The organism is Nocardia arthritidis, assembly GCF_011801145.1.
In the GTDB taxonomy this organism is placed as follows: Bacteria; Actinomycetota; Actinomycetes; order Mycobacteriales; family Mycobacteriaceae; genus Nocardia; species Nocardia arthritidis_A.
The window spans coordinates 6952989-6966737 of record NZ_CP046172.1 but is presented as its reverse complement, the minus strand read 5'-3'; the positions used below and the strand labels follow the sequence as shown (position 1 = coordinate 6966737).

Below are 13749 nucleotides of genomic sequence, written 5' to 3'. Positions count from 1 at the left end.
GCTAGCTTCGCCACCGAAGTTAGGCTAACCTAATCCGAAATGCCGGAAAGGTCCATTTTGTCTGTTTCGACAGTGCAACCATTTACCACATCGCCGGAGATGGCGGAAATTCTCGATCGGCAGGACCGCAGAGAGTCGTCGGCGCGCACCTATGCTCGATCGTTCCCAGTGGTCCCCGTGCGTGCCAAGGGAATTCACATCGAAGGCGCGGACGGCCGCCACTATCTGGACTGTCTGTCCGGGGCGGGTACGCTCGCGCTCGGGCACAACCATCCGGTGGTCGTGCAAGCTCTGCGCCGCATCCTGGATTCCGGTGCGCCCCTGCACATTCTGGACCTGGCGACAGCCGAGAAGGACGACTTCACCACCGCGCTCTACGACGTCCTCCCTGGGGATTTCGCCCGCGACGCCCGGGTCCATTTCTGCGGCCCGTCCGGTGCCGACGCCGTCGAGGCCGCGCTCAAGCTGGCCCGGACGGTGACCGGCAGGCGCACCGTGCTCACCTTCACCGGCGGTTACCACGGGATGACCGCGGGCGCCCTCGCCGTGACCGGGAACGTCGCGCCGAAGGAGCGCGTGGCCGGGATCGCCAGCGATGTCGTGCGCCTGCCCTATCCCGACCCGTACCGCTGCCCGTTCGGCGTCGGTGGGGCCGAATCCGCCCGGATCTCAGCCGAATACATCGAGCGGCTGCTGGGCGATCCGGCGGGCGGCGTCGTCTCGCCTGCGGCGATGATCCTCGAGGTGGTGCAGGGCGAGGGCGGGGTCGTCGTCGCCGATTCGGAGTGGTTGCGCCGGATTCGCCGCATCACCGACGACCACGGCATTCTGCTCATCGCCGACGAGGTGCAGACCGGCGTCGGCCGAACCGGCACGTATTGGGCGGTCCAGCACAGCGGCGTCGTCCCGGACATGATGGTGCTGTCGAAGGCGATCGGCGGCAGTCAGCCGCTGGCGGTGCTGGCCTATCGGGGGCACTACGACGGCTGGGCGCCGGGTGCGCATATCGGCACCTTCCGCGGCAACACCCTCGCGATGGCCGCGGGCGCCGCGACCCTGCGGTTCGTCGCGGCGGAGGGCCTCGACCGCCGGGCCGCGGTGCTCGGCGCGCGCATGCTGGACCGGTTTCGTGCGCTGGCAACCGAATTCGCGTGCATCGGCGACGTCCGGGGGCGCGGGCTGATGATCGGTCTCGAATTCGTCGATCCGGACGGCGCCGCCGACGCCTGCGGCGCGCGCCCCGCCGCCTCCGCACTCGCCGCGGCCGTGCGCGCGGAATGCCTGGCGCGCGGCGTCATCGTGGAGCTCGGCGGCCGCCACGACGCGGTGCTGCGATTGCTGCCGCCACTGACTGTCAGCGAGGCTGAACTCGACACCGTCTTCGAGCGGACAGCCGAGGCCGTCGCCGCCGCCGACCGCCGCTACCGGCCGATCGCCGACGAACGCGGGGTGCGGCGTGGATAACCAGGCGGCGATCCTCGAAGGTCGGCGAACAGGTCTCGCGCGGTCGGCCGTGCGGTTGACCGGTGGAGTATCGGATACGGCCCGGCTGCGTCAGCTGCTCGAGGCGGCGCTTACGGCGCTCGACGAGTCAGCGGTCCTGCGCGCGGGACCGCTGCCCGCAGGCGGCCCGGACGCGGTGGCACGGCGAATCCGAACGGCCGTGGATGATCTCGTCCCCGCCGAGGGCATCGGTGAGATCGCGGCACTGACCCGGTTCGCGCGGGTGATGGCTGCCGAATCGGTGGATCCCACCGACCCTGCCTGCCAGGCGCATCTGCACTGCCCGCCCTTGGCTGTCGCGGTGGCCGCGGACGCGGTGGCCTCAGTGCTGAATCCCTCCCTCGATTCGTGGGATCAGGCGCCCGCGGCGACCGTGCTGGAATCGCGGCTGGTCGCCGAGCTGGCCGGACTGGTCGGCTATGACCCGAACACCGCCGGTGGCGTATTCACCTCCGGCGGAACGGAATCGAATTTGATGGGCCTGCTGCTGGCCAGGGAGGCGGTGCTGGCCGAGCGATTCGGCGTTGATACCGTGCGCGACGGTCTGCCCGCGGTGGTGCTCGGACGCATGCGCGTGTATACGTCGGCGGCGGCGCACTTTTCGATGCAGCGGTCGGTCGCCCTGCTGGGTCTCGGTGAGTCGGCGGTAGTCGCGATACCGGTCGATCACCGGCAGCGGATGGACCTGTCGGTGTTGCGGCGGGAGCTGGGCCGCGGCGACACCGTCCCGCTGGTCATCGCCGCGACGGCGGGCACCACCGATTTCGGCTCGATCGATCCGCTGCCGGAACTCGCCGAACTGGCCCGGCAGCACCGAACCCGGTTGCACGTCGATGCCGCCTATGGCGGCGGTGCGCTGTTCTCCACGCGCCTGGCCGGCCTGCTCGATGGCATCGCCCGCGCCGATTCGATCGCCCTCGACTTCCACAAGTTCGGCTGGCAGCCGATCGCCGCGGGCCTCTTCCTGGCCGGGCGATCCGCCGATCTGGCTCCGCTGGCCCGCCAGGTCGCATACCTCAATCCGGCCGACGACGAGGACGCCGGATACACGAGCCTGCTGCATCGCTCGCTGCGTACCTCCCGCCGCCCCGACATGCTCAAGGTGGCTGTCACGCTCTCGGCGCTGGGCCGCAACGGAATCGGGGAGCTCGTCGATGCCTGCCACGAGCTGGCCCGCTACGCCGCCGACCGCATCGACGCACACGACCGGCTCGAGCTGACCGCTTCGCCGGTGCTCTCGACGGTGGTCTTCCGATACCGCGGACCGCGGTACCCCGACGCCGCGGCCATCGACGCGATCAACGCGGCCCTGCGACGCGAACTGCTCGCCACGGGAACGGCGATCATCGGACGCACCGACCTCGGCGCCGAATCCGGCGGTGTGCGACTGAAATTCACGCTGCTCAATCCGCACACCACGCGAGCCGACGTCGACACCCTCATCGCCGCGGTCGTCGCCGCAGGCGACCGGGAGGCGGGCCGGTGAGCGAGCGCAGCGAGCGACCAATAGACACAGCCGAGCCGCTCGGTCATGCCGGAGCTGAGCGCCTGCGAGGCGGAGGTATGAGCGAGCGCAGCGGGCGATCAAAAGGCGCAGCCGAGCCGCTCGGTCATGCCGGAGTCGAGCGAACAATCGGGCCGGCGGGGCATTGCCCGGTGATACCGGAGCCGCGCGCAAGCGGGGAGCAGACAGGTGAGCGAACCGATGGCTCGGGGCGCGTCGCGCACGGTGGAGCCGTCGGTGACCGGACCATCGACCGCGAAACCGCGGCCGATCCGCTCGACGATCCCGATCCGGTCCGCGCCGCCGATGCCGCGGCGACCGAGGCGCTACTTCGTTGCTACGTCCGGGAATTCGGGGTCGCCGTGCCGTCGGCGGGCCGGCTCGAACTGGAGCTGGCTGCGACCGGGTTGCGGCTGTGTGTTCCGGTGCTGTACCGGTCGGCCACCGGTTGGCATCGGTTCGGGGTGGTCCGGCTCGCCGACGGGCAGCGCGCCGATGTCGCGCTGGTCGCGGCGGCGGTGATCCGGGAAGCCACTCGGCGGCTGGGCGGTGCGCCGCACACCGGTGCGGCGGCGGTTGCGCGCGTGCTGGATTCGGCGCAGCGGATCGCCGCCCACCTGTCCGAGCGCCGGGCGCGGCCCGGCGCATCGGCCGGGCAGCCGGAGTTCCTCACCGTGGAACAGGCTCTGCTGCTGGGGCATCCGTTCCATCCGGTCGCCAAGAGCAGGCCGGAGGCGTCGCAGGCCGAGCTGGCCGCGTACTCACCCGAACTGCGCGGCTCGTTCGCGCTGCACTGGTTCGCCGCGCACGCCGATCTCGTGATCGGCGACAGCGCCACTTCGGAGCCGGTGTGGCAGACGGTGCGGCGGTTGTTCGGGGCAGGGGAGGTGCCCGCGAATTTCGTTCCGGTTCCGGCACATCCGTGGCAGGCGCGGCAGCTGCTCGGCACCCCGGCCGTCGGGCGCCTGCTCGACAGCGGCATGCTGTGCGACCTGGGACCGGTAGGGGCGCACTGGTATCCGACCTCGTCGGTGCGCACGGTGTATCGGGACGGGGCCGTAGCCATGCTCAAACTCTCGCTGGGCATGCGCATCACCAATTCCCGCCGCAATAACAAGCGTGACGAACTCGCCCTCGGCGTGACCGCGGCCCGGCTCTTGGATGCCGGGTTGAGCGCGGATCTGCGCCGGGCACATCCGGATTTCCACATCCTGCGGGATCCGGCGTGGATCTCCGTCGACGTACCGGGCGTGCCGGGGGAGAGCGGTTTCGAGATCGCGGTGCGCGACAACCCTTCCGGCCGATTCGGCCGCGCGGTCTGTATTGCCGGACTCGTCGCCGAACAGCCGGGCATCGGCGCGGCGCGGCTCGCCGACATCATCGGCGCGTTGGCCGCCCGCGGCGGAAAGACGGTGGCGCAGGCCAGTATCGAATGGTTCGGCCGCTACCTGGATGTCGTGGCGACCCCGCTGTTGTGGCTGTATGCCCGGCACGGGCTGGCGCTGGAGGCCCACCATCAGAACACGCTGGTCGAACTCGACACCGATGGCTGGCCAGTCGGCGGATGGTATCGCGACAGCCAGGGCTATTATGTGGCCGCGTCGCACGCCGACCGGACCGCGGCAATCCTGCCCGGATTCGACTGCGCGCCTATCGTTTTCGATGATGCCCTGGTCGACGAGCGGATCACCTACTACTTGCTGGTGAACAATTTGCTCGGCCTGATCGGAGCCTTCGGCGCGCTGCGGCTGGCCGACGAGCGCGCCCTACTGGCGCGGCTGCGCGAAACCCTCACTGCGGCAACCGGTCCCGCAGTGGTCGAGTCATGGCTCGACGCCCCGGAACTGCCGTGCAAAGCCAACTTTCTGACCAGTGTCGACGGCCGCGACGAACTCGACGGCCCGGTCCACAACCAGTCGATCTATCTGCGAATCCCGAACCCGGTCGCGGATATTCGCGGATGAAAGGCGAATCACCCGAGATGACCTCCGCAGTACCCGACGACGTCTACGACCTGGTCGGCGTCGGCATCGGTCCGTTCAACCTGGCGCTGGCCGCACTCGCCGAGCCCACCGGGCTGCGCACGTTGTTCCTCGACGGCAGACCGCGATTCGCGTGGCACGAGGGCATGTTGATCGACGGTACGACGCTCCAGGTGCCCTTTCTCGCCGACCTGGTCACGCTGGCCGATCCGACCAGTCGCTGGTCGTTCCTCAACTACCTGCGCACCCGGGACCGGTTGTTCCCGTTCGTCTTCGCCGAGCGCTGGCATGTGCCGCGCACCGAGTACGACGACTACTGCCGCTGGGTCGCCGAATCCCTCCCGTCGTGCCGGTTCGACGCTCGGGTGACCTCGTGCGAGTGGGACGGTGCGCGGCGGGTGTTCGTGGTCGAGCATGCGGGCGGCCGGGTACTGGCCCGCAATGTGGTGCTCGGGGTCGGTACCGAACCGGTGATTCCGGCTCCGTTCGCGGATCTGGTGGGGGAGCGGGTATTTCACACGGCCGAGTACCGGATGCGACGCGAAAGTCTCTGTGGAGCAACGGATGTGACGGTGATCGGGTCGGGACAGTCGGGCGGTGAGGTATTCCTCGATCTGTTGCGGGCACAACGGGATACCGGATGGCGACTGCGCTGGCTGACCCGGACCCCGGCGTTCGCGCCGATGGAGTACTCCAAGCTGGGGCTGGAACACTTCACCCCGGACTACATCCACTACTTCCGCGGTCTGCCGGATGCGGTGCGCGAGCGGCTGATTCCCCAGCAGTGGCAGTTGTACAAGGGAATGAGCGCGCAGACCATCGCCGACATCTACGACGAGTTGTACGACCGGCGGATCGGCGGCGGGTGGGCGGATGCCATGATGTGCCCGGGTATGGAGGTCACCGCGGCCGCGCGCACGGCTGACGGATATGCGCTGAGCTGCAAGCACATTCAGCTCGGGGAGACATTCGAGGTGGTCACCGACCGGGTGCTGCTGGCCGCCGGGTATGCACCGCGCCGCCCGGATTTCCTCGAACCGCTTGCGGCGCTGGTGGATTGGGACGCTCAGGGCCGCTACCGCATCGATGGCGACTATCGGGTGACGACCGATCCGAGTGTGACCGGGGGGTTGTACGCGCAGAACTCGGATATGCACACGCACGGGGTGGGCGCGCCCGATCTGACGCTGGGGGCGTGGCGGGCCGCGACCATTCTCAACTCGGTGGCGGGGCGTCCGGTCGCACCGGTGCCCGCCACGACCGCGTTCACCACCTTCGGGCCGCCGCGGGCCGGTGCTCACCCGTCCGGTGGATTCGGTCGGCTGCCGTCCCCGAGTGCCCGGCCCGATTCGGCGCGGTGATGGCCGCACCGGAAGTGGTTGCGCCGCCGGACGATACGCGGGCGGCGGGACGGCGGGTGCTGATCGGTGTGGTCGGCCTGCACTTGATCGGCGAAACCGCGCTGACACCGTTTTATCCGGAGCTGTTTCGCGCCCTGTTCGCCACCGACGACCTCGCCGCCACCGGCACGTATCTGTGGGTCTGCCGCGTGATCGGCTTCGCGGCGCTGCCCCTGTGGGGACTGGCGGCCCGGCGCTGGCCGCTGCACCGGCTGGTGTTCGCCGGATTGTGCGCCTCGGCGATATTCGACGCGGCACTCGGCCTCGCACCGAATCTTGCGACCTTCACCGCCGTCTCGGCGGCGGTGGTCGCGACCAACAGTGCGCTGCTGCTCGCCTATCCGGCGCTGATCTCTACCTATGACGGCGGCGACCGAATCCGTGGTGTGCGTGCGTATGTCGCGGTATTCCACGCCGCGATGGTCGCCTCGACCCTGGTCGGTGCGGCGGTCCTGGCGCTACCGGATCCCCGGTGGGGGATCTCGGCCTTCGCGCTACTGGACGGTGCGCTGGCGCTGCTGTGCTACCGGCTGCTCACCCGGACGGGTGCGGTGCGCACCGACGCCGAGCAGGCACCGGTCCGGCGGAGCGCAACGTTGGGCGCGGTCGTGACTGTGGCCGCGCTCGCGGTGGTCTTCGAGATCGCCGGGAGCATGATCCGCCCGTTCTTCGTCGACTACGCGGTAACCCTCGGCGCCACGACGGCCATTGCGGCCCTGCTGTTCCTGCTCCCGCATGCCGCGGCGCTGGCCGCCATGCCCTGGACCCGGCGCGCCCATCGGGTGCTCGGCGGCCGGCTGCTGCCCGCCACCTTCGTGACCGCCGCGGTCGGTCTGGCCGTGCAGGCGCTGGCCACCGAGCCGATCACGCTGACGGTAGGCCGGTTGATCTTCGGCGTCGGGCTCGGGCTCGGCCAGGTCGCGCTGGATCTGCGGATGTTCTCGGCCACCGGCACGGCGGGGCCGGTATACACGGTGGTCGAAACCGCCCGGGTCGGCGCGCTGTTCGTTGCTCCTATAGCGGCCGCCACAGCCGCCTCCCATCGGCTCGGCCTGCCGATCGCCGTGGCGTGCGTGCTGTATCTCGCTGCCGCACTTGTTGTTCCGTGCCTCGGCGGGCGGCCACCCGGCCGCGCCGCCGAGTTCGATACCGATCGAAAGATACCCAGTGCTTCCTGAAATCTCACTGCCCTCCGACGCGCTCGCCGAACGGCCGCTGCCGCACGAACCATCCATGGAATACCCGAATCTCGCTCCCGCCCTGTGGCGGCGTGCCGGGCGCGCGCTTGTGGTCAAGATGCTCGCCGAACTGGCCTACGAACAGGTCGTCGCCCCGGTCTCCGACGACGCGGGGTACCGGCTGTGCCTCCCCGGCGGCGCGGTGTACCGATTCCGCGCCCGGCGCGGCTGCTTCGGTAGCTGGCGCATCGAATCCGGTTCGGTATCACGTGAATTCGGGGGCGATACCGTCACGGCCGACGATCCACAGCAGCTGTTGCTGGATCTGCGCGAAATCCTCGGGCTCGACGGCGCCGTCCTGTGCGAGGCGGTCGGCGAACTCATCGCCACCCAGGCCGCCGACTCCCGGCTGCTGCGCGATGTGCTGCCGGTCGCCGAGTTGGCGGAGCTGCCCTATGAGGAGTTGGAGGCATACCAGACGGGACATCCGTGCCTGATCCTCAACAAGGGACGGCTGGGTTTCTCGGCCGCCGATATCGCCCACTACACACCGGAATCCGGCCGTTCGCTGCGATTGCGCTGGATAGCCGTGCATCCAGAGCTGGCCACCTACGCCGATGTCGGGGGGCTGACCATGCGGCGGCTGCTGGAGGAGGAGTTGGGCGTCGAGCAGATCGCCCGGTTCCGCGCCGTGCTGACCGCACGCCTGGCCGAGGTCGCGGACCGGACCGACCCGGGCGACTACGTGTGGCTGCCGGTGCATCCCTGGCACTGGGACGAGGTGGTCCAGACCCTGTTCGCGCCGTACCTGGCCGACCGGCGGATCATCGCGCTCGGCGAGGCCGAAGATCGGTTGCGGCCGCTGCAATCGATCCGCACGCTCACCAATGTCGATCAGCCGAGGCGGCGAAATACCAAGCTGGCCTTGCTTATTCGCAACACGCTGGTTTGGCGCGGCATCGCCGCGGAGCCGACCCGAGCCGCCCCGGTGATCACTGCCTGGGTGCAGCGCATCCGGGCCGCCGACCCCTTCTTGCACGCGGAGAGCGGGATCATCCTGCTCGGTGAGGTGGCCTCGGTCGCGGTGGCACACCCGATGTTCGGCCAGGTGCCCGGCGCGCCTTATCGGTACCACGAGCTACTCGGTGCGGTGTGGCGGGAACCGGTCTCGTGGTATCTCGAACCGGGACAGCGCGCCCGCACGATGGCCGCTCTGTTGTACGAGGATCCACACGGTGGCGCGTTGGTCGCGGAACTCGTCCGGCGTTCGGGCCTGTCGGCGACCGCTTGGCTGGACCGTTTCTTGCACGCCCTGCTGCCAGGTCTGCTGCACTACCTGTGCCGATACGGGATCGCATTCTGCCCGCACGGCGAGAACACCGTGATCGTGTACGACGACAACGAGATTCCGGTGCGGGTGGCGGTGAAGGATTTCGCCGAGGACATCAACCTGCTCACCGAGGACCTGCCCGAATACGCGGATCTGCCGCCTGCTGCCGATGCGGTGCTGCATCGGTGGGCGGCCCCGGATCTGCTGCACTCGATCCAGAGCGCGATCTTCACCGGCCACTTCCGCTACCTCGCCGATATCACCGACCGCCACCTCGGCGTACCGGAGGCACGGTTCTGGGATCTGGTGCGCACGGAGGTCCTCGCCTACCAGCGGCGTTTTCCGGAACTGGCCGATCGGTTCGCGCTGTTCGATCTGTTCACCCCGACCTTCGAGCGGATCGCGCTCAACCGGGAACAGTTGCGCGCCTTCGGCGATCACGACCGGCCCGAGCGCGACGGCGAATTCGACCTCAGCCACGGCGTAGTCGACAACCCGCTGCATCAGCGAGCATGAGGGGCACGGCGATGTCGGTTCAGATACCTCGATACAGCATCGATCAGCTGCGCCGCGACATCATCGCGGGCAGCGTGGAGGAGGTTGTGCTCGCGCTGCCGGTGCTGCACGGCGATCCGAAGGGACAGCGGATCGCCGCCGATCACTTCCTGACCGAGGTGATCGACAACGGTCTCGGCGCCTGCGTGTATCTGCTCGCCGCCGATATCGATATGCGGACCGGCCCCGGCTACGCGATCGACGTGGCCGGTGCGGGTTTCGGCGATTTCGTGTTACGGCCGGATCTCGCCACGGTGCGGCGGCTGCCCTGGGACGACGCCACCGCCTATGTGCTGGCCGATGCCACCTGGCGTGACGGCACCGTGGTGCCGGTCGCGCCGCGCCGGATCCTGCGCGATCAACTCGACCGGCTGGCCGGAATGGGCCTGCGGGCCTTCGCAGGTACCGAACTGGAGTTCTTGGTCTTCCGGGACTCCTACCAAGATGCCCACGATCACGGCTACCGGGAGCTACGCCCGGCGACCCGCTACAACGCCGACTACGCGCTGACCGGGCTCGATGGCGTGACTCCGCTGGTTCGCGACATCACCCGCGCCATGACCGCCGCGGGGATGCGGGTGGAGACCGCGCGCGCGGAATGCCATCCCGGTCAGTACGAGATCGTCTTCCGCTACGACGACCCGCTCACCACCTGCGATAATCACGTGCTCTACAAGGTCGGCGCCAAGCAACTCGCCGCGCAGCGCGGGGCGGCACTCACGTTCATGGCGAAATACGATGCCGGCGAAGGCAATTCCTGCCACGTGCATCTGAGCCTGCGCGCCGAGGACGGCGCCGCGGTGTTCGCCGATCCGGACCGGGACGGCGGAATGTCGCGGCTGATGGACCATTTCGTCGCCGGACAGCTGGCCTGCATGGCCGACCTCATGCTGCTGTTCGCTCCGAACGTGAACTCCTACAAGCGATTACAACCGGGATCGTTCGCGCCGGTGACGTGTTCGTGGGGGCGTGACGACCGCACCGCCCCGGTCCGCGTCCTCGGCGCGGGCCACAGCCTGCGCCTCGAGCACCGGGTGCCCGGAGGCGATGCCAATCCTTATCTGGCGGTCGCGGCAATGATCGCCGCTGGACTGTACGGCATCGAACACGAACTCGAATTGCCGCCGCCGTCCGAGGGCGGCGAGCGGTTACCGTCCACGCTGCGCGCGGCGCTCGACCGGTGGGAGTCGAGTCCGGTGGCGCACACGCTGTTCGGCGACGACATCGTCGCCCACTACGCGAATTCCGCTCGCCTGGAACTGGCCACCTTCGACGCGGCGGTTACCGATTGGGAACGCGTCCGCGGTTTCGAGCGGAACTGACAACTCGCCCCACACAATTCGCGCCGGTCATGCGGCCGTAGTCGGCGATGTCCGGGACCACGGTCACGACCGGGAACGCCGTCGCGGATTCGAGCGGAACCAGCTTCGCGGGCCCGTCCGATCCGGTCCCGCCGGTGACAGCTTCGGCAGGGCATCTCAGCGGCAACGGCCGCTGGGGCCGGTCGATCAGTGGGCGTATCCGAGCGCCCCTGCACCCCCGATAAGGAGAAGGAATAGATGAGGAACAGGACCGCAGCAATCCTGTGTGCGTCGGTGATGTGCACGGTGACCGTCGCGGCGGCCGGTGCCAATGCCGCACCGTCGCGTGATGCGGGACCGGTCGGCGTGGTCGATAACAAGCTGAGGACGGACGTCATCGGCTACCGGGCGAGGATCGAAGGAAAGTCGGTTGCGCTGACAACCGACTCGGGTTCGCTGTCCGTGGTCGATGACACGCTGCGGGTCACCACATCGGACGGCCGGCTGGTCGCCACCTTTCCGATGTCCTATCAGCGGGATGGCCTGAAATACCCCATCGCGGCCGAAATCAACGGCGGCACAGCGTTGTTGACGCCCAGCACGGACCGGGCCGGCGCGACACCGGGGGAGCACCGCCCGGTTGCCTTGCGTGACATTGCCATTGATCCGCAGTCGGACAAGTTCAATGACGCGGTCTCGAACTTCAGCACCCAATCGGGACTCGGCGTCTCGATCGGCGCGCTGTTGGGCACGGTCGTCGGGGCAACGGTGGGTTGTCTCGGCGGCGGGCTCTTCGGTGGCGCGGCGTTGGCGGGTCTCACGATCGGGACATTAGCGGTTCCTGGCTTTCTGGGCGGATGCCTTGTCACCGCTGCCGCACTGGGAGCGATCGGCGCCGTTGTCGGCACGGTAGTGGTCGGCGGGCCGGTCGCAGTGGCATCAGCACTGCTGTTCGCCGACGCACTGGGCAAGCAGGCCGGCTGACTCGGAATCCCCAGCGTCGACTCCGGTCCCTACCAGGATCGGAGTCGCGTTGCGGCCTTCCGGCCACCAAGGCATCAGCCCTACCATTTCCGCAGTGGCCGCGCCGGACGTTTCTCGTTGTCATGACTTCCGGCTTCGTTTCCGGTGTCCGTAACCACCTCGATTTCGCCTCACAAGAAAACCTGTAGCACCCGGACCTGCGCGGTACTGGGCGTTTGCGTAGACGCATCTGAGAGTTCTGACATGGTGCGTCGCAACCTTCCGGGTTCCAGCCGGTCGGGTCGGCCTTCGAAGCTTTGCCACGGTCGAGTAGGTCACTGATTTCGGCGGTGATAAACGTCACCCTGCGTGCGCAGAAAAGCTGACATTCTCGCCCTCGTTATGGGAATTTGTCGGACAGGGTCCATAGTGTGTAAATGCCACGATGCGCGAACTGTCTAATTGCTGACGTTGCGACGATAGGAGGCGATTCCGTAGCGGCGGAGAACGCGGGTGAATTCGACAGAAAGGCGACAGAATTTTGGAGAAATCGCGCGAATGGACGCCAATCCGCTGCTACTTTTTGCCATGTTGCAGTCGAATCAGTCGGCGGCATAACCGTGGAAGAGCATGCCGAGTGGATGCAGAGTGTGGCTTACCGTATTCGGCGCGCATACTGTCCTGGTGCCATCCCCGTCCTGCTACGGAACGCGCGGTGAAAGCTGGCAGGATCGGAGTAGCCAAGTCGCTGCCCGACGTCCTTGACGGTGACACCGGTGCGCAGTAATTCCTCCGCCAGCTCCATGCGGAAGTCGGCGAGTACGCCGCGAAAGCTCGTTCCCTCCTCGGTGAGCCTGCGACGCAGCGTGCGGGTGCCCATGTTCAGTTGTGCGGCGACGTCATCCATGGACGGAAGGCGATCGGGCGTGCGCAGCAGCAGGATTCGGATGCGATTCAGTAGCGGAGAGCCGGGATTGCGGCGGTCGAGAAGCTGTCTGCACCGCTCCTCGTACCGGCGCGCGATACGTTCGTTGGCGCGCGGGAGCGGTGAAGCCAGCAGGCCGGGATCCAATACCGCGTAGGTGCGTGCCACCTCGAATTCGGTTGGCACGCCGAATGTCTCCTGATAACGCTGGACGCATCGCGGAGCCGGGTAGGCGAAATCCCAGCGCAGTGGTTCGGCGCCGGGCAGCATTTCCTGAAACAGGGTGAACGCGGCGGCCGTATCGCGCTCGACGAAGAGCGTACGGACATCCGCGGGAATCGCGGCCGGATCGAAACAGAATCGGGCCTCGACCGCATCCTCTTCCAGTGTCATCCGGCAGAAGGCACTGGTCAACGCCAGATAACGCAAGCCGACCCGAATGGCATCGCGGACCGTCGGACTGCTGATAAGCGCGAAACCCCATACGCCATACGAATTGATGTGATGGCGAGTGCCTGCGATGAGGCCGAGGCCCGGTTCGCCCGCTGCCGCAACAAGATTGCGGCCGGCCGAGAACTCCTGCCATGGCTCGATGTCGACGGTCGTATCGCGCAGATCCCACTCGGTCAAACCGGTACCACGCAGGATTCGTTCGGTGGGCACGCCGCGTTCGGCGCCGACCTCGACCAGGATCGCCGTACCATTGCCGGAGCGGTGCTGCGGTAGCTGCGCGAGGGGTGCTGGGATTTCAGTAGACATTTCCGGAGCGGATTGTTCTGTGCGACAGTGGATTTGTCAATTGGCCGTATCGGACACGGATGTGGCACTTCCGGCCATCGTAGTCGCTGAGCAGGTCGGATCTTTCTCCGGGAAACGCTCGGGAAATGGCGGTGCTTACGAAAAGTGGTGTACTGCACGCGATCATGTTTCACTGTCCGCACCAGTAGTGGGCATTTCGCCACCGAGTTCGTCGTACTCCGATGAGAATGTGAAGATGCGCGGATCCATGTGCAAACCCTTCGCAGTCGCCGCTGTGGTCGCACCGGTGCCTGCGGGTTGAGTGGGCGGCGACTTCTCCTGGAGAGCCGCCAACGGTGGTGTACCTCTA

At 67.8% G+C, this 13749-nt stretch carries 9 protein-coding genes; 8 read left to right on the top strand and 1 reads right to left on the bottom strand.

Annotated elements, in window-relative coordinates:
* Nucleotides 1-39 precede the first annotated feature (39 nt).
* The 8 genes from F5544_RS31410 to F5544_RS31375 all read left to right on the top strand — a co-directional run bounded on the left by F5544_RS31410 (nucleotide 40) and on the right by F5544_RS31375 (nucleotide 11737).
* Nucleotides 40-1464: a diaminobutyrate--2-oxoglutarate transaminase family protein gene (locus tag F5544_RS31410; protein WP_167476531.1), complete on the top strand. Its 1425-nt coding sequence runs from the start codon at nucleotides 40-42 to the stop codon at nucleotides 1462-1464.
* Entirely contained in the window at nucleotides 1457-2989 is a 1533-nt protein-coding gene (locus tag F5544_RS31405) for a pyridoxal phosphate-dependent decarboxylase family protein (protein ID WP_203217385.1), read from the top strand. Before F5544_RS31410 ends, F5544_RS31405 begins: the two co-directional genes overlap by 8 nt.
* Nucleotides 2990-3066: 77 nt before the next feature.
* A complete protein-coding gene (locus tag F5544_RS31400) occupies nucleotides 3067-4971 on the top strand; it encodes an IucA/IucC family protein (protein ID WP_167476530.1) in 1905 nt (634 codons plus the stop codon).
* Nucleotides 4972-4988: 17 nt separating this feature from the next.
* A complete protein-coding gene (locus F5544_RS31395; RefSeq protein WP_167476529.1) occupies nucleotides 4989-6350 on the top strand; it encodes a lysine N(6)-hydroxylase/L-ornithine N(5)-oxygenase family protein in 1362 nt (453 codons plus the stop codon).
* On the top strand, nucleotides 6350-7567 hold the full coding sequence (locus tag F5544_RS31390) for a hypothetical protein (RefSeq protein ID WP_167476528.1): 1218 nt from the start codon (nucleotides 6350-6352) through the stop codon (nucleotides 7565-7567). Before F5544_RS31395 ends, F5544_RS31390 begins: the two co-directional genes overlap by 1 nt.
* The gene (locus F5544_RS31385; protein WP_203217383.1) at nucleotides 7557-9413 is read left to right on the top strand and encodes an IucA/IucC family protein; all 1857 of its coding nucleotides are present in this window, start codon (nucleotides 7557-7559) and stop codon (nucleotides 9411-9413) included. The genes F5544_RS31390 and F5544_RS31385 overlap by 11 nt, the downstream gene beginning before the upstream one ends.
* Before the next feature lie 11 nt (nucleotides 9414-9424).
* On the top strand, nucleotides 9425-10774 hold the full coding sequence (locus F5544_RS31380) for a glutamine synthetase family protein (protein WP_167476527.1): 1350 nt from the start codon (nucleotides 9425-9427) through the stop codon (nucleotides 10772-10774).
* Between the two features lie 276 nt (nucleotides 10775-11050).
* Nucleotides 11051-11737 carry a hypothetical protein gene (locus tag F5544_RS31375; RefSeq protein WP_428847189.1) on the top strand — a complete coding sequence of 229 codons (687 nt, stop codon included), beginning with the start codon at nucleotides 11051-11053 and terminating at the stop codon, nucleotides 11735-11737.
* A gap of 634 nt (nucleotides 11738-12371) precedes the next feature.
* Here the strand turns inward: F5544_RS31375 and F5544_RS31370 are convergent.
* A complete protein-coding gene (locus F5544_RS31370) occupies nucleotides 12372-13400 on the bottom strand; it encodes an AraC family transcriptional regulator (RefSeq protein WP_167476525.1) in 1029 nt (342 codons plus the stop codon).
* Nucleotides 13401-13749: the final 349 nt, after the last annotated feature.

Bases quoted from the DNA above. Each gene is read 5' to 3' on its own strand.
- F5544_RS31410 (WP_167476531.1), top strand. From the start codon at position 40: ATGCCGGAAAGGTCCATTTTGTCTGTTTCGACAGTGCAACCATTTACC.
- F5544_RS31400 (WP_167476530.1), top strand. From the start codon at position 3,067: ATGAGCGAGCGCAGCGGGCGATCAAAAGGCGCAGCCGAGCCGCTCGGT.
- F5544_RS31395 (WP_167476529.1), top strand. From the start codon at position 4,989: ATGACCTCCGCAGTACCCGACGACGTCTACGACCTGGTCGGCGTCGGC.
- F5544_RS31390 (WP_167476528.1), top strand. From the start codon at position 6,350: ATGGCCGCACCGGAAGTGGTTGCGCCGCCGGACGATACGCGGGCGGCG.
- F5544_RS31380 (WP_167476527.1), top strand. From the start codon at position 9,425: ATGTCGGTTCAGATACCTCGATACAGCATCGATCAGCTGCGCCGCGAC.
- F5544_RS31375 (WP_428847189.1), top strand. From the start codon at position 11,051: ATGTGCACGGTGACCGTCGCGGCGGCCGGTGCCAATGCCGCACCGTCG.
- F5544_RS31370 (WP_167476525.1), bottom strand. From the start codon at position 13,400: ATGTCTACTGAAATCCCAGCACCCCTCGCGCAGCTACCGCAGCACCGC.